16 protein-coding genes are annotated in these 24,527 nt (G+C 72.2%); 8 read left to right on the top strand and 8 right to left on the bottom strand.

The features are described 5' to 3' along the window. The first annotated feature begins 147 nt into the window (after positions 1-147). From infB to BT364_RS35565, 6 genes are all read left to right on the top strand, one after another. Positions 148-3,237, top strand: a complete 3,090-nt coding sequence (infB, locus tag BT364_RS35590) for a translation initiation factor IF-2 (RefSeq protein ID WP_072489325.1) — start codon at positions 148-150, stop codon at positions 3,235-3,237. A gap of 167 nt (positions 3,238-3,404) precedes the next feature. Continuing rightward, positions 3,405-3,701: a DUF503 domain-containing protein gene (locus tag BT364_RS35585; RefSeq protein ID WP_072489324.1), complete on the top strand. Its 297-nt coding sequence runs from the start codon at positions 3,405-3,407 to the stop codon at positions 3,699-3,701. Positions 3,702-3,726: 25 nt separating this feature from the next. Further along, entirely contained in the window at positions 3,727-4,179 is a 453-nt protein-coding gene (gene rbfA / locus BT364_RS35580; RefSeq protein WP_072489323.1) for a 30S ribosome-binding factor RbfA, read from the top strand. Further along, positions 4,176-5,072 (top strand): tRNA pseudouridine(55) synthase TruB, encoded by an 897-nt coding sequence (gene truB / locus BT364_RS35575; RefSeq protein ID WP_072489322.1) that lies wholly within the window; start codon positions 4,176-4,178, stop codon positions 5,070-5,072. Before rbfA ends, truB begins: the two co-directional genes overlap by 4 nt. 215 nt (positions 5,073-5,287) lie before the next feature. Then, entirely contained in the window at positions 5,288-8,929 is a 3,642-nt protein-coding gene (locus BT364_RS35570) for a S1 family peptidase (RefSeq protein WP_072489321.1), read from the top strand. A gap of 43 nt (positions 8,930-8,972) precedes the next feature. Then, positions 8,973-9,926 (top strand): bifunctional riboflavin kinase/FAD synthetase, encoded by a 954-nt coding sequence (locus BT364_RS35565; RefSeq protein ID WP_072489320.1) that lies wholly within the window; start codon positions 8,973-8,975, stop codon positions 9,924-9,926. Between the two features lie 79 nt (positions 9,927-10,005). On the opposite strand, the gene BT364_RS35560 is transcribed toward BT364_RS35565, so the two are convergent. The 8 genes from BT364_RS35560 to eccE form a co-directional block, all read right to left on the bottom strand. After that, positions 10,006-11,001 carry an oligopeptide/dipeptide ABC transporter ATP-binding protein gene (locus tag BT364_RS35560; RefSeq protein ID WP_072489319.1) on the bottom strand — a complete coding sequence of 332 codons (996 nt, stop codon included), beginning with the start codon at positions 10,999-11,001 and terminating at the stop codon, positions 10,006-10,008. Further along, the gene (locus BT364_RS35555; RefSeq protein ID WP_072489318.1) at positions 10,998-12,026 is read right to left on the bottom strand and encodes an ABC transporter ATP-binding protein; all 1,029 of its coding nucleotides are present in this window, start codon (positions 12,024-12,026) and stop codon (positions 10,998-11,000) included. The genes BT364_RS35560 and BT364_RS35555 overlap by 4 nt, the downstream gene beginning before the upstream one ends. Then, entirely contained in the window at positions 12,023-12,943 is a 921-nt protein-coding gene (locus tag BT364_RS35550; protein WP_256260368.1) for an ABC transporter permease, read from the bottom strand. The genes BT364_RS35555 and BT364_RS35550 overlap by 4 nt, the downstream gene beginning before the upstream one ends. An 11-nt stretch (positions 12,944-12,954) precedes the next feature. Further along, complete coding sequence (locus BT364_RS35545; protein ID WP_072489316.1) at positions 12,955-14,037, bottom strand: ABC transporter permease; 1,083 nt, start codon at positions 14,035-14,037, stop codon at positions 12,955-12,957. Between the two features lie 92 nt (positions 14,038-14,129). Continuing rightward, positions 14,130-16,001, bottom strand: coding sequence for an ABC transporter substrate-binding protein (locus BT364_RS35540; protein WP_072489315.1), 1,872 nt, complete (start codon positions 15,999-16,001; stop codon positions 14,130-14,132). 197 nt (positions 16,002-16,198) lie between these two features. Beyond that, entirely contained in the window at positions 16,199-18,982 is a 2,784-nt protein-coding gene (locus BT364_RS35535) for an SCO5717 family growth-regulating ATPase (protein WP_072489314.1), read from the bottom strand. A gap of 322 nt (positions 18,983-19,304) precedes the next feature. Next, positions 19,305-20,027 carry a hypothetical protein gene (locus BT364_RS35530; RefSeq protein WP_072489313.1) on the bottom strand — a complete coding sequence of 241 codons (723 nt, stop codon included), beginning with the start codon at positions 20,025-20,027 and terminating at the stop codon, positions 19,305-19,307. After that, positions 20,027-21,358 carry a type VII secretion protein EccE gene (gene eccE / locus BT364_RS35525; RefSeq protein ID WP_072489335.1) on the bottom strand — a complete coding sequence of 444 codons (1,332 nt, stop codon included), beginning with the start codon at positions 21,356-21,358 and terminating at the stop codon, positions 20,027-20,029. The genes BT364_RS35530 and eccE overlap by 1 nt, the downstream gene beginning before the upstream one ends. Positions 21,359-21,586: 228 nt before the next feature. Here eccE and eccB point away from each other — a divergent pair, with 228 nt between their 5' ends. Continuing rightward, a complete protein-coding gene (gene eccB / locus BT364_RS35520) occupies positions 21,587-23,137 on the top strand; it encodes a type VII secretion protein EccB (RefSeq protein ID WP_072489312.1) in 1,551 nt (516 codons plus the stop codon). A gap of 47 nt (positions 23,138-23,184) precedes the next feature. Continuing rightward, positions 23,185-24,408 carry a type VII secretion-associated serine protease mycosin gene (gene mycP, locus BT364_RS35515; RefSeq protein ID WP_072489311.1) on the top strand — a complete coding sequence of 408 codons (1,224 nt, stop codon included), beginning with the start codon at positions 23,185-23,187 and terminating at the stop codon, positions 24,406-24,408. Positions 24,409-24,527 lie beyond the last annotated feature (119 nt).

Raw genomic sequence — 24,527 nt, 5'->3', positions numbered from 1 at the left:
GAAATGAACGGCACGGGACCCCGTGCGGTCAGGTACCTCGCGAGTTGGAAGTAGGTCGAGATTGCGATGAGCACTCGATGAGTACGCGATGAGTACGCCCATGAAGTAGCGACGGTCCGGCGGTAACCCGGACCTAAAAGGAGCGAAGTGGCTAAGGTCCGGGTATACGAACTCGCCAAGGAGTTCGGCGTCGAGAGCAAGGTCGTCATGGCCAAGCTCCAAGAACTCGGTGAATTCGTCCGTTCGGCGTCCTCGACGATCGAGGCGCCGGTTGTACGCAAGTTGACTGACGCACTGCAGGGGCCCGGCGGCAACGCCGGCAAGTCCGCTGCAAAGCCTGGCGCGCCCCGCAAGGCGACGCCCGCAAAGCCCGCAGCGCCCTCCCCGGCCGCTGCGGCACGTCCCGCTGCCCCGAAGCCCGGCGCCCCGGCCCCCAAGCCGGCCCCCGCCGCCCCGGCGAGCAGCACCCCCGCAGCGCCTTCCGCGCCGGCTCCCGGCCCGCGTCCGGGCCCGAAGCCCGCGCCCAAGCCCGCTCCGGTGACCCCGGTGCCCGCCGCCGAGTTCTCGGCTCCGGCTCCGGCTCAGCAGGCTGCCCCGCAGCAGCAGGCCCCGCGTCCCGCGGGTGCCACCCCCGGCCCCCGCCCCGCCCGCCCGGCCCCGGCCGGCGGTCAGCGCGACGGTGGCCAGCGCGACGGCGGCCGTGGTGGCGAGCGCGGCGGCGACCGCCCCGCACGTCCCGCGGGCCAGGGCGCACCGCGCCCCGGCGGCCGTCCGGCCGGTCCCCGTCCGGGCAACAACCCCTTCACCTCCGGTGGCTCGACGGGCATGGCCCGTCCGCAGGCGCCCCGTCCCGGCGGCGCCCCGCGTCCCGGTGGCGGCCAGGACCGTCCGGGCGCCCCGCGCCCGCAGGGCGGCCCCGGTGGCGCCCCGCGCCCGCAGGGTCAGGGCGGTGCCCGTCCGACTCCGGGCGGCATGCCCCGTCCGCAGGCTCCCCGTCCGGGCGGTGCCCCCGGTGGTAACCGTCCGAACCCGGGCATGATGCCGCAGCGTCCCGCTGCCGGCCCGCGTCCCGGTGGTGGCCCCGGCGGTGGCCGTGGTCCCGGTGGCGGCGGTCGTCCCGGCGGCGCAGGCCGTCCCGGTGGCGGTGGCTTCGCAGGCCGTCCGGCCGGTCCCGGTGGCGGTGGCGGCGGTTTCGCCGGCCGTCCCGGTGGCGGCGGTGGCGGTGCGGGTCGTCCCGGTGGCGGTGGCGGTGGCTTCGGCGGTCGTCCCGGCTTCGGTGGACGTCCCGGCGGCCCCGGTGGCCGTGGTGGCACACAGGGTGCGTTCGGCCGTCCCGGCGGTCCCGCGCGTCGTGGTCGCAAGTCGAAGCGGCAGAGGCGCCAGGAGTACGAGGCCATGCAGGCCCCGTCGGTGGGCGGCGTCATGCTGCCTCGCGGCAACGGACAGTCCGTCCGTCTGTCGCGCGGTGCCTCCCTCACCGACTTCGCGGAGAAGATCAACGCCAACCCGGCGTCGCTCGTCGCCGTGATGATGAACCTCGGCGAGATGGTCACGGCGACGCAGTCCGTCTCCGACGACACCCTCAAGCTGCTCGCGGACGAGATGAACTACGTCCTCGAGATCGTCAGCCCCGAGGAGGAGGACCGCGAGCTGCTCGAGTCCTTCGACATCGAGTTCGGCGAGGACGAGGGCGGCGAAGAGGCCCTGGTCTCCCGCCCGCCGGTCGTGACCGTCATGGGTCACGTCGACCACGGTAAGACCCGACTGCTGGACGCGATCCGCAAGACGAACGTCGTCGCGGGCGAGGCCGGCGGCATCACGCAGCACATCGGTGCCTACCAGGTCTCCTCCGAGGTCAACGGCGAGGACCGCCGGATCACCTTCATCGACACCCCGGGTCACGAGGCGTTCACCGCCATGCGTGCCCGTGGTGCGAAGTCCACCGACATCGCGATCCTCGTGGTGGCGGCGAACGACGGTGTGATGCCCCAGACGATCGAGGCGCTGAACCACGCCAAGGCGGCCGAGGTGCCGATCGTGGTCGCGGTCAACAAGATCGACGTCGAGGGTGCCGACCCGACCAAGGTGCGCGGTCAGCTCACCGAGTTCGGTCTGGTGGCCGAGGAGTACGGCGGCGACACGATGTTCGTCGACATCTCCGCCAAGCAGGGCCTCAACATCGAGGCACTGCTGGAGGCCGTCGTCCTCACCGCCGACGCCTCGCTCGACCTGCGGGCCAACCCCGAGCAGGACGCGCAGGGTATTGCGATCGAGTCCCACCTCGACCGCGGCCGCGGTGCCGTTTCGACCGTCCTGGTCCAGCGCGGCACGCTGCGCATCGGCGACACGATGGTGGTCGGCGACGCGTACGGCCGTGTCCGGGCGATGCTCGACGACAACGGCAACAACGTCGAGGAAGCGGGTCCGTCGACCCCCGTCCTCGTGCTCGGTCTCACCAACGTCCCGGGTGCCGGCGACAACTTCCTGGTGGTCGACGAGGACCGTACGGCCCGTCAGATCGCCGAGAAGCGTGCCGCCCGCGAGCGCAACGCCAACTTCGCCCGCAAGGGTGTCCGGTTCTCCCTGGAGAACCTGGACGAGGCGCTCAAGGCCGGTCTGGTCCAGGAGCTCAACCTCATCATCAAGGGCGACGCGTCCGGTTCGGTGGAGGCTCTCGAGTCCTCGCTGCTCCAGCTCGACGTCGGCGACGAGGTCGACATCCGGGTCCTGCACCGCGGTGTGGGTGCGGTCACCGAGTCGGACATCGACCTGGCGACCGGCTCCGACGCCATCGTCATCGGCTTCAACGTCCGCGCTGCCGGGCGTGCCCAGCAGATGGCGGAGCGCGAGGGCGTCGACGTCCGCTACTACTCGGTGATCTACCAGGCCATCGAGGAGATCGAGGCGGCCCTCAAGGGCATGCTCAAGCCGGAGTACGAAGAGGTCGAGCTCGGTACGGCGGAGATCCGCGAGATCTTCCGCTCGTCCAAGCTGGGCAACATCGCCGGTGTGCTGGTCCGCTCCGGCGAGGTCAAGCGCAACACCAAGGCGCGCCTGCTGCGCGATGGCAAGGTCATCGCGGAGAACCTCAACATCTCCGGTCTGCGCCGCTTCAAGGACGACGTCACCGAGATCCGCGAAGGCTTCGAGGGCGGTATCAACCTCGGAAACTTCAACGACATCAAGATCGACGACGTCATCGCGACGTACGAGATGCGCGAGAAGCCGCGAGGCTGATCCACGGGAATTCCGGGGGGAGACCCCCGGACCTCTCCTCAACAGTCGGGGCCGGTCGACGGGTCGTATTTCCGTCGATCGGCCCCGGCCGTTCCGTGTACGGTTCTGGTGTCCCTGCCAAGCACTGGCAGGGCGCGAACCCGAACCGGCGGGACATCCGGGCATACATGTATGTGGGGACACTGTCCTTCGATCTGCTTCTCGGCGACGTACGGTCGTTGAAGGAGAAGCGCTCCGTCGTCCGTCCGATCGTCGCCGAGCTCCAGCGCAAATACGCGGTGAGCGCGGCGGAGGTGGGCGGTCAGGATCTCCATCGCAGGGCCGAGATCGGTCTTGCCGTGGTCTCCGGGGACACCGGACACCTCACAGATGTTCTGGACCGGTGCGAGCGGCTGGTGGCCGCACGCCCGGAAGTGGAGCTGCTGTCCGTACGACGGCGGCTGCACAGCGACGAAGACGACTGAGCAAGGCGAAGAAGGAGACGGACCAGTGGCCGACAACGCGCGGGCGAAAAAGCTGGCGGACCTCATCCAGGAGGTGGTCGCCGAGAAACTGCAGCGCGGCATCAAGGACCCGCGTCTGGGTACGCACGTGACCATCACGGACACCCGGGTCACCGGTGACCTGCGGGAGGCCACGGTCTTCTACACGGTCTACGGCGACGACGAGGAGCGGGCCAGCGCCGCGGCCGGTCTGGAGAGCGCCAAGGGCATCCTGCGCTCGGCGGTCGGAGCGGCGGCGGGGACGAAGTTCACCCCCACGCTGGCCTTCGTGGCGGACGCCCTGCCGGGCAACGCCAAGGCGATCGATGACCTCCTCGACCGGGCGCGTGCCTCGGACGCACGGGTGCGCGAGGCGGCCTCGGGCGCCACGTACGCCGGTGGTGCCGACCCGTACCGCAAGGCGGACGACGACAACGACGAGGACGCCGCCTCCGAATGACATCGCAGAAAACGCCGGACGGCCTTGTCATCGTCGACAAGCCGTCCGGCTTCACTTCGCACGACGTCGTCGCCAAGATGCGCGGCATCGCCCGGACCCGCCGCGTCGGCCACGCCGGCACGCTGGACCCGATGGCGACGGGTGTTCTCGTGCTCGGCGTCGAGAAGGCCACCAAGCTGCTGGGCCATCTCGCGCTGACCGAGAAGGAGTACCTCGGCACGATCCGGCTCGGCCAGAACACCGTCACGGACGACGCGGAGGGCGAGATCACCTCGTCCACCGACGCCTCCGGTGTGACCCGTGACGGCATCGACGCCGGGGTCGCGGCCCTGACCGGACCGATCATGCAGGTGCCGTCCAAGGTCAGCGCCATCAAGATCGACGGCAAGCGGTCCTACGCGCGGGTGCGCGGCGGCGAGGAGTTCGAGATCCCGGCCCGGCCGGTGACGATCTCGTCCTTCAACGTCTACGACGTCCGCCCGGAGGTCGCCGAGGACGGTACGCCGGTCGTCGACCTGGTCGTCTCGGTGGTCTGCTCCTCGGGCACATACATCCGCGCGATCGCCCGGGACCTCGGCGCCGGGCTCGGCGTCGGCGGGCATCTGACCGCGCTGCGGCGCACCCGGGTCGGGCCCTACGGCCTCGACACGGCGCGGACGCTCGACCAGCACCAGCAGGAGCTGACCGTGATGCCGGTGGCCGAGGCCGCCGCCTCTGCCTTCCCCCGCTGGGACGTCGACGAGAAGCGCGCCAAGCTGCTGCTGAACGGCGTACGGCTGGACATGCCGGCCTTCCCGCCGGGACCGGTCGGTGTCTTCGGGCCCGACGGGCGTTTCCTGGTGCTCGTCGAGGAGCAGAAGGGCAAGGCCAAGAGCCTCGCCGTATTCGTCTGACAGGCTCCGGGGGCGGACCGGTCCTTCGGGATTCTCATCGTGGAGCGGGCGGGGCAGCTCCCAGCGCCCGCTCCACGGTCCCCCACTTGTTCTGTCCACCGGACGCCGTTAATTCACTCCAATGGGCAGGCGCTCGGAGTGAATCGGGGGTGCATTCGGGGGCGCTTTTACTCCGAGTGGTACACGCGCTGATCATCGGACCTAACGTTCGGATCATGGGAAGCGGGCACCGGGCAGCGCTGGTACGTATCTGCGATCCGGCCGGCCGGCCGAGGGGTACCGGATTCGTCGCGGACGACCGGGGCACGGTACTGACCAGCCATGAAGCCGTGGACGGCCCCACCCGGCTGGTCCTGCACGGAACGGACGGCCGCAGCCGCGCGGTGGAGGCCGACGACATCACCGCGCTGCCCGAGCTGGATCTTGCCCTGCTGCACACAGCGGGGCCGGGCGAGCTGGGCGTGGAGCCGGTCCCGATCGCCCTGCGGGACCGGATCGACGACGGTACGTATCTGACGATCGCCGCGCACGGCTGGCGCGAGGCCCGGGTGCTCGGCACCGCCCCCGTGACGTACACCGCGAACGGCCGCTCCCACCGGATCGCGGCGCTGGAGCTGGCGCTCGGCACGGACGGCACGGACGCCCTGCGGCGCGGCGGCGCGGCCGTGGGCGGGCCCGTCCTCGACCCGGAGAGCGGCGCGGTCATCGCCGTGCTGGGCAGTGCGCTGCGTGCCGGGCACACGGGGGCGGGGTTCGCCGTGCCGCTCCGGGCGGCGGGCACCGAGGGCCCGCTCGGCGCCCTGCTGCGGCGCAACGCCACGAGCGTCCCCGGATACGGACGCGATCTGAACCTCGCGGGCGCCCTGCACCTCACCGCGACCTCGCTCGGCTCGGCGGACGGGCCGGCCGCCTGCCCCGATCCGGTCGAACGCCCGGACGTCACCGCGGAGTTCACCGCCTTCGCGGGCCCGGCCCGCGCCGGATCCGCACCGGACGGCCCCGCCGTCGTCCTCGGTCTCGTCGGAGCGCCGGGCACCGGCCGCACCACCGAACTGGCCGCGCTCACCGCACGCCGGGCACGCGGCCCGGTACCCGCGCCCACCCTCTGGCTGCGCGGCGCCGATCTGCTGGCCGACGACACCTCGGTCGCCGACGCCGTCGCCCGTGCACTGCGCAGGGCCGGGCGGATCGTCACCGCCGCCGGTGCCCGGGGCGACATGGCAAGGGCCACCCCCGAGCGGGTGGCCCGGCTGGCCGAGGAGTCCGGGATCCCCCTGCTGGTCCTGCTGGACGGCCCCGAGGAGATGCCTCCCGCGCTGGCCCACGAGCCGGCCCGGTGGACCACCGCCACCGTCGAGTGGCTGCGGGGCAACGGGGCGCGGCTGGTGATCGCCTGCGGACCCGAGCACTGGGAGACGGCCGGTGCGCTCTGCCCGCCCGGCGCGCTGCACCGCCCCGCCAGGCCGGCCAGGCGGCTGCCTCCCGCGGTCGGCCTGGGCGACTTCACCGCGGGCCAGGCCGGACAGGCCAAGGAGCGGTACGCCATCCCGCCCGAGGCACTCGCCCCCGGGCACGACCGGCACCCGCTCACTCTGCGCCTGCTCGCGGAGGTGCGCGCCGCGCTGCCGGGGGATGTCGCCGGGCAGCCCGGGACCGAGGAGGTCTTCGGCGCCCATCTGGACCTGATGTGCCTGCGCGTCGCGGTCCGCATCGCCGCCGCGTCCGGCCCGGCGCCCGGGGGCGGCGCGGTCCGCAGGCTGGCCGCCCGGGTGGCGGGGCAGGTCCACGAGGCGGCGCGGCGCTGTCTGGGCCCCGGGCAGGGGGAGCTGGACCGGGCGGCGTTCGAGGAGGTCTTCCCCTGGCGCACGGGCTGGGCGTCGGCCGTCCTCACCGAAGGCCTGCTCGTCCCGGCGGGCGCCGGCTACCGCTTCGCGCACGAGGAGCTCGGCGACTGGGTGCAGGGCGCCCACCTGGACGTGGACGCGGCGCTGCACGCGCTGGTCCACCGCTGGCACGCCCAGGAGGGGCCGGGCCGGGAGCCGGGGGCGGCGGCCGCCGAAGGCCGGGTTCCGCAGCCGAGGAAGCCGCCTGCGGCGACCGGGACGCGCACCCTGCCCGTACCGCGCCACCGCATCGGCCCGGTGATCCAGGCCCTGCTCCTCCTGGGCCGCAGGTACGGCCCCGCCGCCCTCTCCCACCAGCTGGCCGATCTCATCGAGGCGCTGGACCGGCTGTCCGCGGAGGCGGTGGCGAATCCGGGACCGCGCCACGACGCCCGCTGGTGGGCGGTCCGGCTGCTCTCCCAGACCCTGCTCCGGGTGCCCGACGCCCGGCCGCACCTCGGCGTGCTGCGGCTCCTGGCCGGCCGGGTCGTGCGCCGGGCGGCCACGGGCGCGCCGGGGGGCCCGGGGACGTACGCCGCGTTCGGGCCGTGGTTCTGGCAGCGGCTCAGGCTGTCCGAGGAGGACCGGATCGACCTGTTCCGGCGCCTCGTCCCGGCCGACGGCCCGCCCCCCGGCGAACCCCGTGCCGAGGGCGACCGCTCCGGAGGCACGTGTCCCGACGGCGGCGAGCGGTTCCTGGACGCCGTGGCGCGCCGCCTCGCCGACCGGCCCCGGACCGTACAGCCCCTGCTCTGCGGCTGGTTCACCGACGAGCGCCCGCTCCCCGCCGGGGACGGGGACGCGATGCGGCCGACCGTGGCGGCCGCCGCCCAGGCGCTCCTCTACGCCCGCCGGGACCTGGCCGTCGACGAGCTGACCGACGCGCTCGTCTCGACCCCCCACCCCAGGGCCGGGGAACTGCTCGCCGCGCTGGCCGAGGACGAGCCCTCCGCGCTGTGCCGGGCCGTCCACCGCTGGGCCCACGACGAGGACCGGCGCGCCCGCCGCACCGCCGCCGCCTCGTACGCGCTGGTCACCTCGGCTCACGCCACCCTGGACGCCGACCGCGGGCTGCTGCGCGGATCCGCCCTGGCCCTGCTGGCCCGCCCGACGGACACCGCCCTGCACGGGGCCGCGCTCGCCCTCCTCGTACAGGATCCGCGGACCCGGGACCGCTACCTCCCGCAGGCGCTCCGGGCCTTCGTCGCGGGGGAGTCCGGGCCGTCCGCGGAGGCGCTCGCCGTCGCGCTGCCCTCCCACCCGGAGCCGGTGCTCGCCGCGTTCCGGGAGCGGCTCACCCGGCCGGACGGCGGGGCGGGCGAGGTGCTGTGCTCACTGGCCGGGATCGACGCCCCCGCGCTCGCCCTGCACACCGCCGGGCTGGTGCGCGCCTACATCGACAGCCACCCGGACGACTCCGTGCACCCGGCCTCGTACATCGACCGGAGACTGGAGCGCGGCCCCGCCGCCCGCGCCCTGCTGCTGCCCCTGGTGACCGGGCTGCTGCGGGACCGCCCCGTCCCGCCGCCGGTACGCGGAGCGCTCGCCGGAGTGCTCGCCGCACCCGGGAGCCCCGCCTCCGGGCCGCTGAGGGAGCAGCTGCTGGAGGTCCTGCTGGATTTCGAGCAGGAGGCCCACCGCGATCCGGCCGTGCTCGACGCGCTGCTGCGGGCCGCCGCGACCGGCTCCGGCACCCGCGCCCCCGCCCGCACCCGCGCCCTGGTCCACCGCACCGGGACCCTGCTGGTCCGGACGCCCGAGGGCGCGGTCCGCTTCGACCGCCGGCTGGTCGAACTCGCCCGTGACGTACCCGGTTTCGCCGCCCTGATCACCGGGTGGCTGGCCGACGCCCCGCAGGAATGGGCGGTGCTCGTCGGCCCGAGCGCGCGGCGGACGGTGGAGGCGCTGGGCAGCGCGAAGGCGATGCCGATGCAGGCCGCGCGGCGTGAGCATGGCAGTCTTAGACCTGCGTAAGAGACAAACCCACGTACACAGGTTCGGGCGAGGAGCGGTCAGAGTGCAGCGCTGGCGTGGCTTGGAGGACATCCCCCAGGACTGGGGACGCAGCGTCGTCACCATCGGCTCCTATGACGGGGTGCACCGCGGGCACCAGCTGATCATCGGGCGCGCCGTGGAGCGCGCCCGCGAGCTGGGCGTGCCGTCGGTCGTGGTGACCTTCGACCCGCATCCCAGCGAGGTCGTACGGCCCGGCAGCCACCCGCCGCTGCTCGCCCCGCACCACCGGCGCGCCGAGCTGATGGCGGAGCTGGGGGTGGACGCGGTGCTCATCCTGCCGTTCACCAGCGAGTTCTCGAAGCTGGCGCCGACCGACTTCATCGTGAAGGTGCTCGTCGACAAGCTGCACGCGCAGCTGGTCATCGAGGGGCCGAACTTCCGCTTCGGCCACAAGGCCGCGGGGAACGTGCAGCTGCTCACCGAGTTCGGTGAGACCTACGACTACCGCGTCGAGGTCATCGACCTGTACGTGAGCGGCGAGGCGGGCGGCGGCGAGCCGTTCTCCTCCACCCTCACCCGGCGGCTGGTGGCCGAGGGCGATGTCGCGGGCGCCGCCGAGATCCTGGGCCGCCCGCACCGGGTCGAGGGCATCGTGGTCCGCGGCGCGCAGCGCGGCCGTGAGCTCGGCTTCCCCACGGCCAACGTGGAGACCCTGCCGCACACCGCGATCCCCGCCGACGGCGTCTACGCGGGCTGGCTGAACGTGAACGGCGAGGCGATGCCCGCCGCGATCTCGGTCGGCACGAACCCGCAGTTCGACGGCACGGAGCGGACGGTGGAGGCGTACGCGATCGACCGCGTCGGCCTCGATCTGTACGGGCTCCATGTCGCGGTGGACTTCCTGGCGTACGTGCGCGGGATGCTGAAGTTCGACTCGATCGACGACCTGCTCGTGGCGATGGCCGCCGATGTGAAGCGGTGCAGCGAGCTGATCTCCGCGTACAAGCGCGGCTGAACCTCTTCCCGTACGGGACGACGCGGGGCCGGAACCGTTTCGACGGTTCCGGCCCCGCGTCGTCGCACCGGCCGCCCTGCTACGCGCGGGCCTTCGCGGCCGCGACCGCCCAGTGGCACGCCACCTGGGTCTGCCCGCCGCCCGCGAGCACCGGCAGATCCTTCGTACGGCAGGCCTCCGCGACGCCCGCCCGTTCCGCCTCGCCCGAGGCCAGCACCTGGCAGCGGGCGTGGAACCGGCAGCCGGAAGGCACCCTGGACGGGTCCGGCGGCTCACCGGTCAGGATCACCGGCTCCGCACCGGACTCCGGCAGCACCGACAACAACGCCTGGGTGTACGGATGCTGAGGAGCCGTCAGGATCTCCTCCACCTTGCCCGTCTCCACGATCCGGCCGAGGTACATCACCGCGACCCGGTCCGCGATGTTCCACGCCAGCCCGAGGTCGTGCGTGACCACCAGCGCGGACAGGCCCAGCTCGTCCCGCAGCCGCAGCAGCAGGGCCAGGATCTCGCCGCGCACCGAGGCGTCCAGAGAGGCCACCGGCTCGTCGGCCACGATCAGCTCGGGCTCCAGGACCAGCGCGCCCGCGATCACGACCCGCTGGCGCTGACCGCCGGACAGCTCGTGCGGATACCGCAGGAAGAACCGCTCCGGGGGCCGCAGCCCGGCCCGGGACAGCGCCCCGGCCACCGCCTCCCGCTCGTCCCCGGCGTACCCGTGGATCCGCAGCCCCTCGGCGACGGCGTCGTACACCGTGTGCCTCGGGTTGAGCGAGCCACTGGGGTCCTGGAGCACCAGCTGGACCCGCTTGCGGTACGACTTCAGCGCCCGGCTCGCGTAGTCGAGCGGCTTGCCCCCGAAGGTGACCTGCCCGGACGTCGGCGGGACCAGGCCCAGCAGCGAACGCGCCAGCGTCGTCTTGCCGCAGCCCGACTCGCCGACCAGCGCGACGATCTCGCCGGGCCGGATGTCCAGGTCGACACTGTCCACGGCCCGCGCCGGGGCGGCCCCGCGCCGGCCGGGGAAGGTGACCTTCAGCGCCTCGGCGCTGAGCAGGGGAGTGGTGGTGCTCATGGTGTGCTCCTTGCTTCCTCGGCGCCCGGCAGGGCCGGGACCGCGACCGCCCCCGGCTCCACCAGCACACAGGCGGCCCGCCGCTCCGGCCCCGCGGCCCGCAGCTCCTGGTCCTCGGTGGTGCAGGACTCCAGGGCCACCGGGCAGCGCGGGTGGAAGGTGCAGCCGCCGGGCAGTGCCGACGGGTCGGGCGGATCGCCGGGCAGCCCGCGGGGTGCGAACCGGGAGGCCGGGTCGCCGATGCGCGGGAACGCGCCGGACAGGGCCCTGCCGTACGGGTGGTGCGCGTTCTCGTAGACCTCGGACGCCGGGCCCTCCTCGACGACCCGGCCCGCGTACATCACCGCGAGCCGGTCGCAGGTGTCCGAGAGCACCGCGAGGTCATGGCTGATCATGATCAGGCCGAGGTCCTGCTCGGACACCAGCTGCTCGATCAGCCGCAGGATCTGGGCCTGGATCATCACATCGAGGGCCGTGGTCGGCTCGTCCGCGATGATCAGACCCGGGTCGCAGGCGAGCGCCATCGCGATCATCACGCGCTGCCGCTGCCCGCCGGAGAGCTCGTGCGGATAGGCGGAGGCGCGGGCGGCGGGCAGCCCCACCTGCTCCAGCAGCTCGCCCGCCCGCTTCGCCGCCGCGGCCTGCGTCGCCTTCCGGTGCAGCAGGATCGGTTCGGCGATCTGGTCCCCGATGCGGTGCACCGCATTGAGCGAGTGCATCGCGCCCTGGAAGACGATCGACGCGCCCGCCCAGCGCACCGCCCGGACCTGGCCCCACTTCATGGTGAGGACGTCCTCGCCGTTCAGCAGGATCTCGCCGGAGACCTTCGTACCGGCGGGCAGCAGCCGCAGCAGCGCGAGCGCCAGCGTCGACTTCCCGCAGCCCGACTCACCGGCGATGCCGAGCTTCTGCCCCGCGTCGACCGAGAGGTTCACACCACGGACGGCCTGTGCTCCGCCGGCGTACGTCACCGTGAGGTCCCGTACGTCGAGAAGCGGCGTCTTCTGGATGCTCGTCGTGCTCAACGGGCCACCCCCAGCTTGGGATTGAGGACGGACTCGATGGCGCGGCCGCACAGCGTGAACGCCAGGGCCACCAGGGCGATGGCGATGCCGGGCGGTGCCAGGTACCACCAGTCGCCCGCGCTGACCGCGCCCGCCTCGCGGGCGTCCTGGAGCATGCCGCCCCAGGAGGTGGTCGTCGGGTCGCTGAGACCGAGGAAGGCCAGGGTGGCCTCGGTGAGGATCGCGCTGGAGATCACCAGCGTGGTCTGCGCGAGCACCAGCGGCATCACGTTCGGCAGCACGTGCCGGACCATGATGTGCCCGTGGCCGCCGCCCAGCGCGCGGGCCCGTTCGATGTACGGGCGGGACTCCACGGCGAGCGTCTGGGCCCGGACCAGCCGGGCCGTGGTCGGCCAGGTCGTGACCCCGATCGCGATGATGACCGTCCACATCGAGCGGTCCATCACCGTGGCGAGCGCGATGGCGAGGACCAGCGTCGGCATCACCAGGAACCAGTCGGTGATCCGCATCAGGACCGTCGAGTACCAGCCGTGGAAGTGGCCCGCGACGATGCCGACGACCGTACCGATGGCGACGCACAGGAACGCCGCGAGCAGGCCGACCGTCAGTGACACCCGGGTACCCCACACCAGCAGCGCCAGCACGCTGCGGCCGAACTGGTCGGTGCCGAGAGGGAATTCACCGCTCGGCGACTCCAGCGCACCGCCGGGGGCGCCGGTGACGCTCTGCGAGTCGGCCCCGACGAGCTGCGGCGCGAACAGGGCGACCAGCGCGATCAGGGCGAGCGCCGCCAGACCCCACAGTCCGCTCCGGTGGCCCCGGTACTCCCGCCAGAAGCGGGCGACGGACCGGCGCTTGCGCGCGCGGGCCAGAGAGCGCGGAGTCTGCGCGGTCTCCGCCTTCGTGGGCGTGGGCATGGATTCGGTCGTCATCGGCCCACCCGGGGATCGAGCAGCGGATAGAGCACATCGGCAAGGGTGTTCGCCAGGATCACCGCGGTGGCGAAGACGAAGAACAGCCCTTGCACGAGCGGGAGATCGGGCACGCTGAGCGCCTGGTAGAAGAGGCCGCCGAGGCCCGGCCAGGAAAACACCGTCTCGACCAGGATCTGTCCGGCGACCACATGCCCGAGGTTCACGAACATCAGGGTGAAGGTCGGCAGCATCGCGTTCGGCACGGCGTGCTTGCGGCGTACGACGTCGTCCCGCAGCCCCTTCGCGCGGGCCGTCGTCAGATAGTCGCTGCCCATCTCGTCGAGCAGCGAGGAGCGCATCACCAGGAGCGTCTGCGCGTACCCGACCGCGACCAGTGTGATCACCGGCAGGACCAGATGGTGCGCCACGTCGAGGACGTAGGCCAACCCGGTCTCGCTGCCCGACTCCAGACCGCCCGTCGGGAACATCCCGGGGATCGGGCCGATGCCCACCGCGAAGACGATGATCAGGAGCAGGCCCAGCCAGAACGACGGCACCGAGTAGAGCGTGAGCGCGAACGCGGTGTTGAAGCGGTCGCTCATGGAGCCGTTGCGCCACGCGGTACGGGTGCCGAGCCAGATGCCGAGCGCGGTGTAGAGGACGTACGACGTGCCGGTGAGCAGCAGGGTCGCCGGCAGCGCTTCGGTGATCTTGTCGATGACCGGCGTGTGGAACTGGAAGGAGGTGCCGAAGTCGCCCGTGAGGGCGTCTCCCACGTACGACGTGAACTGCTGCCACATCGGCTGGTCGAGGCCGAACTGATGCCTGAGCGACTGGAGTTGTTCGGCGGAGACGCGCCTGCCGCCCGTCATCTGCTTCACCGGGTCGCTGGGAATGAGCCGGAAGAGGAAGAAGCTGGTGACCAGAACGGCGATGAGCGAGACCGCCGCTCCCGCGATCTTGGCCGCCACGTATTGGAGGTATGCCTTGGTGTTGCGCGCCCGTGGACCGCGGGCGGCCGACGGGCCGGACCGAGCCGGGCCGTCGGTGTCCGCGTCCGCGATCTGCACGAGCGCCGGAGTGCTGTCAGCTGTCATGGGGAACTCTCGTTACTCGTGCTGCACGTGGAGGGGCCGACCGGTGAGCTGCACGTTCACCGGCCGGTCCCTCTCTCGACCCGTCCGAGTGGTTACTCGCGGTCGTCCGCCGTGTTGCGGCGGCGCATCGCGATGAACAGCCCGCCACCGGCGAGCACCACGACCACCACGATGATGCCGATGACGACGCCGGTCGAGCTCGACCCGCCGGAGCCGTCCGAACTGCCGCCGGACGCAGGAGCCGCGGACCACCAGCTCCAGTAACCGTCCTGGCCGTAGATGTTGCCGGCCGCCTCGGGCATGGTCGTGATCGACTTGATCTGGTCGGTGCGGTACGCCTCGACCGCGTTCGGGTACGCGATGACGCTCATGTACCCGGATTCGTAGAGCCACGACTGCATCTGGTTGACGATCCCGGCGCGCTTGGCCGGGTCGTACTCGGCGAGCTGCTTCTTGTAGAGCTCGTCGTACTGCTTGTCGCAGATGAAGTTGTCGGTGGCGGCGCTGTCCTTGGCCTTGACCGGCAGCGCGGCGCAGGTGTGGATGCCGAGGACGGCGTCGGGGTCCGGGCTGACGGACCAGCCGTCGAAGGCGAGGTCGTACTCACCGGCGTACCAGGGCACCGAGACGTTGTCGAGGCAGTCGACCTTCAGGCCGATGCCGAGCTTGCCCCACCACTCCTTGAGGTACTTGCCGATCGCCTTGTCGTTCGGGTCCGTGGCGTGGCACAGGATGCGCAGGTCGAGCGGCTTGCCGTCCTTGCCGACCCGCTGGTCGCCCTTGAGCTCGTAGCCCGCCTCGTCGAGCAGCTTGGCCGCCTTGGCCGGGTCGTACGCCAGGCTCTGCTCGGCGGTCGGCTGCCAGTGGTACGCGGAGAAGCGCGGCGGGATGTAGCCCTGGCCCTCGACGGCGTGCCCCTGGAAGACCTTGTCGATGATGGTCTTGCGGTCGATGGACAGGAAGAGGGCCTGGCGCACCTTCTGGTCGAGAAGGGCCTTGCTGCCGTTGCCGAACTTCTTGCCGTCCTTGGTCTGCGCGCCCGGGTTGGTGGCCAGCGCGAAGAAGCGGCGGCCCGGACCCTCGTTGACCTTGACGTTCTTCTCGCCCTTGAGGGACGCGGCCTGAGCGGGCGTCAGCGCGGGGGAGCCGGCGACGAAGGAGACCTCGCCCTTGCGCAGCGCGGCGACCGCGGCGTCCTGGTCCTTGTACGTCTTGAAGACCAGCTCGTCGAACTTCGGCTTGCCACGCCAGAAGTCCTTGTTGGCCTTGAGCTTCACGTACTGGTCGACCTTGTAGTCGGTCAGGATGAACGGCCCGTTGCCGACGATCGGGAACGTCTTGTCGTTGTTGAACTTGGAGAAGTCACCGACCTTCTCCCAGACGTGCTTCGGCACTATCGGCACATCGAGTGCCGCCATGGTGGCCTGCGGCTCCTTGAGCTCGATGACCAGCTGCGTCGGGCTGGGAGCCGTCACCTTCTTGAAGTTCGCGACGAAGTTGCCGTTGGCCTGCGTGGCGGCCTCGTCGGTCATCATCTTGTTGAACGTCCAGGCCGCGTCCTCGGCGGTGGCCTGCTGCCCGTCCGACCACTTGGAGTCGGACCGGATGGTGTACGTCCAGGTCAACTTGTCCGCGGACGGCTCCCACTTGGTGGCGAGGCCGGGGATCGCGTGGTTGTCCTTGGGGTCGTAGTTGGTGAGGAAGTCGTACATGAGCCGGGAGATGCTGGTGCTCATGAGCCGCTGAGCGAGAAACGGGCTCAGCGAGTCGACGCTCTGTGCGACGGCGACGGTCAGTGTCGACTTTCCGCTGTCGGCGGCCTGCGCCTGCTGCGTCGCGGCGCCGAGCGGCACACCCGGGACGATGGATCCGGCGGCCAGCGCAAGTGCGGCGGCACCGGAGGCCAGGAGGACACGCAGACGTGAGCGTGGCTGGGCGGAGCGTGGTGGAACTCTTTCGACCATGGTCAGGGACCTCGCGTCATGACTCGCACGGAGAAGGCGGGTTGATCTGTGGTTCGCCAGCTGGTGAAGCGAAGGTTTATCAGCGGGGGTCGAGCCGCGTCAACGGTCATCGAAACGGCGTGTGGTCTGCGGGAATGCACAGAGGGTCCGCACCGTGGAGACGGTGCGGACCCTCATTGGTTTAGACCTCTGACGCCTTACTGCTGAGGCGCTGACGGCGGCTGCTGCTGCCATCCCGCGGGCGGTACGGGCCCCTGGAACTCGGGCGGGACCGGCTGTCCGGGCTGACCCGGCTGACCAGGCAGGGCGGGCTGCCGCTGGTGGGGCGGGAGCGGGCCGGCCGGAGCCGCGGCGGACGGGGCCTGCGGGGGCAACGGCTGCTGCCAGCCGTTCTGTTGCGCCCCGGGACCGGGCTGCGGTGGGTACGGCTGCGGGGGCTGCTGGCCGCCGTACGGCTGCTGCTGCTGCTGCGGGTACCCCTGCGGCTGCGGATGCTGTGGGTACCCCTGCGGCTGCGGCTGCTGCGGGGCGTACGGCTGCTGGCCGGGCATCGGCGGGGCGTACTGCGGCGGCGGGTTGGAGCCGTTGGAGGTCCAGAGTCCCTGCTGCTGCTGGGCGCGCGAGAAGTCCTCGGCGACCATCGCGGAGAGGTTGAAGTACGCCTCGCGGGTCTTGGGACGCATCATGTCGAGGTCGACCTCGGCACCGGCCGACAGATGCTCGTCGAACGGTACGACCACCACGCCGCGGCAGCGTGTCTCGAAGTGCTGCACGATGTCGTCGACCTTGATCATCTTGCCGGTCTCGCGGACCCCCGAGATGACCGTGATGGAGCGCTGCACGAGCTCCGCGTACCCGTGCGCCGAGAGCCAGTCCAGGGTGGTGGACGCGCTGGACGCGCCGTCGACCGAGGGCGTCGAGATGATGATCAGCTGGTCGGCGAGGTCCAGCACCCCGCGCATCGCGCTGTAGAGCAGGCCGGTGCCCGAGTCGGTGAGGATGATCGGGTACTGCTTGCCCAGCACGTCGATCGCGCGCCGGTAGTCCTCGTCGTTGAACGTCGTGGAGACCGCCGGGTCCACGTCGTTGGCGATGATCTCCAGACCGGAGGGCGCCTGCGAGGTGAACCGGCGGATGTCCATGTACGAGTTGAGGTACGGGATCGCCTGGACCAGGTCACGGATGGTGGCACCGGTCTCGCGGCGCACCCGGCGGCCGAGCGTGCCCGCGTCCGGGTTGGCGTCGATGGCGAGGATCTTGTCCTGCCGCTCGGTGGCCAGGGTCGCGCCGAGAGCGGTGGTCGTCGTGGTCTTGCCGACACCGCCCTTGAGGCTGATGACCGCGATCCGGTAGCAGGACAGCACGGGCGTACGGATCAGGTCGAGCTTGCGCTGTCGCTCGGCCTCCTCCTTCTTGCCGCCCAGCTTGAAGCGGGACGCCCCGGAGGGGTTGCGGCTGCTCTTCGCCTTCTGCTTGCCCCGGACCAGCCGGTCGGATGAGAGCTCCACGGCGGCCGTGTACCCGAGCGGGGCGCCGGGCACGGAGCGCTCGCGCTGGTCGTGGGTGACGGGGGTGGGCCAGGCGCCCCCGGTGCGGGGGTCGACGGGCTGGTCCAGCTGCCCCGGCTGACCCAGCTGCCCCGGCTGACCCAGCTGTCCGGGCTGGCCGGGCTGGCCCTGCGGCGGCTGCGGCTGCGGCTGCTGTTGCTGGGGAAGCTGGGGCTGGGCGGGCTGCTGCGGGGTCACCTGGGCGGGCAGATTGGGCGCGGCCTGAGCCGGAGGCTGAGGCGTCTGCGGTGCCTGAGGTCCGCCCTGGACCTGCGGCGGCAGCGGGGCGCCCTGCCGCGCGGGCCACTGAGGCGTCTGGGACTGCTGGGGCGCCTGAGGCTGCTGAGGTGCCTGCGGGAAGCCGTAGCCGCCCTGAGCGGGTGTCTGCTGCGCCGGGGGAGCGGGCTGCTGCGGGAAGCCGTAGCCACCATGGGGCGGCCGGGGTGCCTGCGGCTGCTGCGGCTGAGCCGCCCCGGCCTGCGGGAAGCCGTAACCGCCGGGCGCCTGTCCGGCCGGGCCGGGCGCGGGCCACTGCGGAGCCGACTGCGGCGCGGCGGGCTGGAAGGCGGGCGGCAGCGGCGGCAGCCCGCCGCCTTGCGGCGGTGCCGGGGCCCAGGGGTTCGGTGTGGCGGGTGCCGGGGCGTTCTGCGGTGCGTGGCCGGGTGCCGCGTCCCGGGGCGCCGCATCCGGGACGGCGTCGGAGGGGGCGGAGTCCTGCGGCCCGTCGGCGGCACTGCCCGGGGCATCCGTCCGGGCCTCGGGGGCGGAGTCCGGGACGGCGGCGTCGTCGGGCTCACCGGCGGAGGTGTCCGTCGCCTGCGCGGAGTCGGAGGCAGGCGCCTCGCCCACGCCCGTACCGCCGACACCGTCACCGGCATCGGCCTGTGCGGGACTTGAGCCCGAAGCCGGGCCCGAAGCCGCCACCGGGTAGTCCCCGGCCGCGTCCGCCGAACGCCCCTCGATCTCCGCGATCTGCCGCTTCAGCGAGGCCGGGGAGAACCGCATGGTCGTGCCGCTCTCCACATCCCCACTCCCGAGCGGGTCCGACGCACCGCCGGAATCCGCCGCGCTCGCCGCGGGAGCAGGTGTGGCGTCCCCCGTCGTGGCGTCGCCGGCCGCGGACTGGGCGGGAATGGGTGCGGGAACGGGCGCGGGTGCGGGCGCGGGCGGTGCCGGAGTCCAGTCGGAGTCGAAACCGCCCCCGGCCGACGGCGCGGGCGCGGGTACGGACAGCGGCGCTCCGGTGGGCGGCGGAGGCGGCGCCAGATGCGTTCCGGCACCGCCCGACGAGTCCCCCGGCGCGTTCTGCGTGTACCAGGCGGGCGGGGTGTAGTCGATGGTGAACTCACCCGTCATCTCGGCGGGCTCCGCGTCGGACGACTCGTCGACGGGCTTGTTCCAGCCCCCGCGGATCTCGTCCCGATCGCCGTTCACTTTGCCTCCTGGTGTGGTCGAGCACCCTTGTGCCGTAGTGGGTGGGGGGGCGACCGTTTCCGTCTGCCTGACCGCCCGGCTCTCCCCCTGGGACACGCATTGCCTGCCCGCAGGTTCTTCTGCCGCGCCCGGACCCACCCTAATCGTCATGGGGCTCGCTCCGGCAGGCCGTACGGCACTGCAAGAGCTGTCCCGTGCATCACGTGCCGCCCTCAAGTGGACCGAGTACGACACAGCGTGAAGGGTGAAGCGGTCAAACATGCACATCTGCGTACGGAAAGCCGAACGTTCCGTACGGGCGGCGCGAGCGGGCAAGCGCCCGTCAGTCCATCCTGCGCGCGCCGCCCAGGAGTCCGGTCTCGGCATCCGTCGCCTGGGTCATCACGAACTGCCGGTCGCGCCCCGCGGACCAGAGCGTGACCCCGTCCGCCAGCGTGGACAGCGCCTGGGTCTCGGCAGCCGGAAGGTGCAGTATGCGACCGATCTGTGCCGCTTCGTCAGGGGATACCCGTTGAATGCCGACCAGGGCCGATTTCTCGATCAGCCTCGGTGCCACCGGGCTGAGATACGGCAGCAGCGTCAGCACCGACTGCCACGGCCCGGACACCACCCGCCCGCGCGGTGGCCGCATGCCGCAGTCCCGCACCACGACCACCGGCGAACCGGCCGACGGCCCCTGCGGCGGCACCCGTCCGACATCGTGCAGCGTGATGCACGGCTGACCGCCGCCCGCCGCGTGCGCGAGGGCCGTCCAGGTCTGGGCCCGGCCGGTCTCCACGACGATCCGCGCACCGGTGGCAGCTGCCCGCAGCGCGAGCACCTGTGCCGTCCACACCCCGCCGATCAGCGTGACCTCGCACGGAGTCGGCCGGTTGACCCCCAGCACGGCGGGACGGCCGTGGGCGTCCACGCCGATCACCACGCCGTCGTCTCCGACCGGCAGGGCCAGCGACGCCAGCTGGTCGAGCGAGACCGACTGCCGTGCCCGTCGCGGACCGATCAGCCCGAAGCCGAGCCGGCTCCCTGCGTTCGTGGGTGCGGACATCAGCGGGTACCCCCGAGAGGCAGTGTGGCGAGCACGCCGGGCAGCTGCTCGCGGTCGAGCCGTACCAGCGAGGTCCTGACCCCGCGGGCGGTGCGCTCCAACTCGTGGCGGGCGCCCAGCAGTTCCTCGTCGCTGCGGCCGGTGATCCGGATGTGTCCGGTGATCGAGACGCCCTGCCGCTCGCCGTGCCCCAGCGTGAGGCTGAAGGTCGTGGCGAGCGCCGGGAGCGAGGTGAGCAGGGCCACGAGCTGCGGCATCGCGGCACCGCCGGCGCCGAACTGCGGCCAGCGGGCCACCCAGTAGGTGGTGTGCCACCGGTCGTCGCAGCGCCAGGTCCGCGCGGTCTCCTCGGTACGGCGTGCCGGCGTCCCGCTCAGACCGGCCTGCGTCATGGCCGGTGCGCTGGCGCAGACCGAGGTCGCGATCGCGGACGTCAGCTCCTGCTCGGTCAGCACCGTCGCACGGAAGCCGGCCCCGGTCAGCCGGCTGGACAGCTGGTCGGCCGCGCGCACCACGCACTTCTGCGCCCCCGTGATGCCACCGCCGCGCGCCTGCACGGCCTCCGGGCACAGCTCCGGGGTCAGCTTGAGCGCGATCCAGGTGATCCGGACGGCGGGCGAACCCGTCTGGGCCTGCAGCGGTGCGTAGTTGCGCGCGGCGATGGACTGCTGGGGCAGATGGGGGGCGGGCGCGGGCTGGGTGTGCTGCACGATCTGCGCCGACTCCAGCCGGATCCCGTCGACTTCGAGCACATCCCGTACGAGCGCCAGGGGCAGCGGCTGCGCGGACCGGTCCGGCCTGAGCGCCGAGACGTCCGACTCCACCTGGAGGACGGCCGTGACGAACGTACCGTCACCGATCATGCCGACCGGCCGCCGGTCACGGTCGCTGAACGAGTACGTACGCAGCGCCGGATCGCACTCGACGGCGGGCGCGATCCCCGGCTCCGTGCCCGCAGGCAGCTGCAGCGCGGCGGCCCTGCGGGAACGAGCGCGCAGCGAGAGGACGGTGCCCAGCAACTCCGGCAGCGAGCGGCGGTGTCTGCGTACGACGGCCAGCAGCACCAGCAGCGCGGCGATCACGACGGCCGGCGCCAGCAGAAGCGGGTCGACCACCCACGCCGCGAGCAGCAGCGCGGCCGCGATCTCCAGCAGTACGAGTTGTTGCAATCGGAATGAACCGAGCTTCCCGACCCGCCCGTTGGCGCGGCCGGAGGCCGGTCCGGTGGAACGCCGCGCGGGGCCGTGCGGAGCAGGTGGACCACCGGCTCCGGGAGCTGCGGGGCCCGTTGTGTTCCCGGCCGGACGTGCCCGTGTCGCGGAAGCCGTCATCCCGGCGTTCCCCCCGTTCATCGGTCCCCAACTCCACCCGTATGCCGCCCGACCCGGTCGGGGCCCTGGCGGCCGGATCACCCTACCCGCCCCACCACCGCCCGCGGTCAGCAGGCATAGTAGGGGGCCGGTCCGGCACCGAGGTCCGGCATCGCGGCCCGGCCCGGCGGCCGGCGACGCGAACGCTCCCGGTGCCGCGCGGGGAGACACGGGGAGACGAAGCGACTCATGGCATCACGGCGGGATGAGCTCAACGCATACACCTTCGCGAAGAAACGCACGGTGGCGGCATTCCTCCAACCCTCGTCCAACGGCACCGAGGAGGGCGCTCCGCGCCCGCTGCGCGCGGTCCTGCCGAGCGTGGTCGTCGGGGCCCTGATCCTCGCGGGCTTCGGTGCCGTCGGCATGTTCAAGCCCACCGCTCCCAAGAACTGGGACAAGCCCGCCACCAAGGTGATCGTCGGCAAGAAGTCCACCACCCGCTACGTCGTGCTCACCACCGGCAAGGGCAAGAAGAAAAAGACCCTGTTGCACCCCGTGCTCAACCTCGCCTCGGCCCGGCTGCTGCTCAACCCGGCCGAGTACGACGTCATCCAGGTCGCGGACGACGTCCTGGACGCGGGCAAGCCCCCGCGCGGGCCGATCCTCGGCATTCCGTACGCCCCCGACCGGCTGCCCGAGGCCGTGGACGCCGGGACGGCGAAGCGGTGGGCCGTCTGCGTACAGCCCGGCGGCAAGGGCAACACCGTGCAGAAGGCCGCCTTCGTCTTCGGCGCACGCGACAACAAGCTGACCGAGGGCAGGCAGAAGCTCGGCGGCGGCCAGGTGCTCTACGTCCAGGGCCAGGACCGGGCCCGGTACCTCGTCGACGCGAAGGGCACCAAGTACCGCATCGCCGAGACCGCCGCCGACAGCGGCCATCTGACCAACGCCCTGGTCGGGAGCAGGCAGCCGCAGTCCGTCACCGACGACTGGCTGGCCACCCTGCACGACGGCAGTCCGATCGTCTTCCCGGTGATCCCCGGCAACGTCGGCGCCCCGGCACACGTCGCGGGGCAGCTCTCCGCCGAGGAGAACAAGGTCGGCACGGTCCTGCGGACCAGGACCGGAGAAGGCACCAGTTACTACGTGGTGCTCGAAGGAAAGGTCCAGCGCGTCTCCGAGTTCACCGCCTGGCTGCTGATCAGCTCACCGCAGACGGCCGAGCTGAACCTGGAAGGCGAGGCCCGCGCCGTCGGCCTCCAGGACTTCGTGCCCGACACCGCGGCCTTCGCCGGCCAGGCCGCGCACTGGCCTGCCCACCGGACCCAGCAGGTCAACTCCGCCGAGAGCGGCAGCAGCGGCCGCGACACCATCTGCAGCGTGCTGCGCAACGTCGACGGCTCGGGCCGGACCACCCTGAGCACCTGGGCGGGCACCGCGTATCCCGCCTCCATCGCCGCCGGCGGCACCAGCACCTATGTCACCCCCGGCAGCGGCCTGCTCTTCACCCAGGTCCGGGGCCGGCAGACCAGGCCCGACGGATCACTCTTCCTGGTGACCGACACCGGACTGCGCTACGCGGTCCAGGCGAACGGTGACAGCGACGCCAGGCGCTCCGACATCGGCACCGGCGACCAGCAGAAGCAGTCGGACGGCCGCCCCGAGCCCAGCCAGGCGCAGAGCAGGCTCGGATACGAGAAGGTGACGCCCGCCCTCGTACCGATCGAATGGTCGGACTTCCTGTCCAAGGGCCCCAGGCTGGACACCAACAGCGCCCGCCAGCCCCAGGGTTCATGACGTTGCGGAAGACGGCGGGCAGAGTACGGCCCGGGGGAGGAACACAGATGGGGTACCGGAAGACGGTCCGGACGATGGCGGTCACCGCCGCACTCGCCGCACTGGCGGCGCCGGGGGCCGCGTACGCCGCCGAGGGCACCGGGGAACCCGGCGACGTGGGCCTGGACGGCGGCGGCGAGTGCACCTTCCCGATGAAGCAGCAGTACGAGGGCCGCCCCTGGCCGCTGCAACGCGTCCTGCTGGACGAACTCTGGCAGGACACCAAGGGCAAGGGCGTACGCGTCGCCGTCATCGACACCGGCGTGGACAACGACAACCTGCAGCTCAGGACGGCCGTCGACGCATCGGCGGGCGCCGACTACCTCAAGGGCGGCAAGAGCGACGGCACGGTCGACGAGGTCGGCCACGGCACCAAGGTCGCCGGCATCATCGCCGCCCGCCCCCGCAAGGGCACCGGATTCGTCGGACTGGCCCCCGAGGCCACGATCATCCCGATCCGCCAGAACGACGAGAAGAACAGCGGCAAGGACACCACCATGGCCACCGCGATCGACCACGCGATCGCCAAGGGCGCCCAGGTCATCAACATCTCCCAGGACACGACCAAGGCCCTGGAGGAGACATCCACACTGGGCCGGGCGGTGGCCAGGGCGCTCGACAAGAACATCGTCGTGGTCGCCTCCGCGGGCAACGACGGCATGGACGGCAGGCTGAAACGCACCTACCCCGCCGCCTTCGACGGAGTCCTGGCCGTCGCCTCGTCCGACCGCAACAACGAGCGCGCCCCGTTCTCCCAGGCCGGCGATTTCGTCGGGGTCGCCGCCCCGGGCGTCGACATCGTCTCCACCGTCCCCGGCAACGGCCAGTGCACCGACAACGGCACCAGCTTCTCCGCCCCCTACGTCGCCGGGGTCGCCGCCCTGATGCGGGCCAAGTACCCGAAGTGGACGGCGGCCCAGATCGTCGCCCGGATCGAGCAGACCGCCGAACGCTCCGTCACCGGCCATGACGACTACGTCGGCTGGGGCGTCGTCGACCCGGTCCGCGCCCTGTCCGGGGACGACCTCCCGCAGAACGCCCCGCATCCGGACCCGGCGCCGCCGAAGGCACCGGCCCCCGAGCCCGCGCACCTCTCCCTGTCGGAGACACCGCAGGAGCGCAGCGAGCGGTACGCCACCTACGCGCTGGCCGCGGCAGCCGTCCTGGTCGGGGTGATCGGCGGGGCCGCGACGGTGGTCCGGGACGCCCGCCGAAGGCGCGCCGCACGATGACACGGCCGCCCGGCGATGTGGCCGGCCACTGGTGAAGAGCGGTTGGGGAGAGACCGTGAAGTGGCTAGGGTGGTAACAGACTTCACGTGTGTGACGGGGGAACGAGAAATGGCCTGCGC

It is taken from the genome of Streptomyces atratus, assembly GCF_900119365.1.
Classification (GTDB): Bacteria; Actinomycetota; Actinomycetes; order Streptomycetales; family Streptomycetaceae; genus Streptomyces; species Streptomyces atratus_B.
Note: the sequence above shows the minus strand (reverse complement) of the source record. Positions and strands in the feature narration are given on the sequence as shown.

Bases quoted from the DNA above. Each gene is read 5' to 3' on its own strand.
- BT364_RS35585 (WP_072489324.1), top strand. From the start codon at position 3,405: ATGTATGTGGGGACACTGTCCTTCGATCTGCTTCTCGGCGACGTACGG.
- truB (WP_072489322.1), top strand. From the start codon at position 4,176: ATGACATCGCAGAAAACGCCGGACGGCCTTGTCATCGTCGACAAGCCG.
- BT364_RS35570 (WP_072489321.1), top strand. From the start codon at position 5,288: ATGGGAAGCGGGCACCGGGCAGCGCTGGTACGTATCTGCGATCCGGCC.
- BT364_RS35560 (WP_072489319.1), bottom strand. From the start codon at position 11,001: ATGAGCACCACCACTCCCCTGCTCAGCGCCGAGGCGCTGAAGGTCACC.
- BT364_RS35550 (WP_256260368.1), bottom strand. From the start codon at position 12,943: ATGCCCACGCCCACGAAGGCGGAGACCGCGCAGACTCCGCGCTCTCTG.
- BT364_RS35545 (WP_072489316.1), bottom strand. From the start codon at position 14,037: ATGACAGCTGACAGCACTCCGGCGCTCGTGCAGATCGCGGACGCGGAC.
- BT364_RS35540 (WP_072489315.1), bottom strand. From the start codon at position 16,001: ATGGTCGAAAGAGTTCCACCACGCTCCGCCCAGCCACGCTCACGTCTG.
- BT364_RS35530 (WP_072489313.1), bottom strand. From the start codon at position 20,027: ATGTCCGCACCCACGAACGCAGGGAGCCGGCTCGGCTTCGGGCTGATC.
- eccE (WP_072489335.1), bottom strand. From the start codon at position 21,358: ATGACGGCTTCCGCGACACGGGCACGTCCGGCCGGGAACACAACGGGC.
- eccB (WP_072489312.1), top strand. From the start codon at position 21,587: ATGGCATCACGGCGGGATGAGCTCAACGCATACACCTTCGCGAAGAAA.
- mycP (WP_072489311.1), top strand. From the start codon at position 23,185: ATGGGGTACCGGAAGACGGTCCGGACGATGGCGGTCACCGCCGCACTC.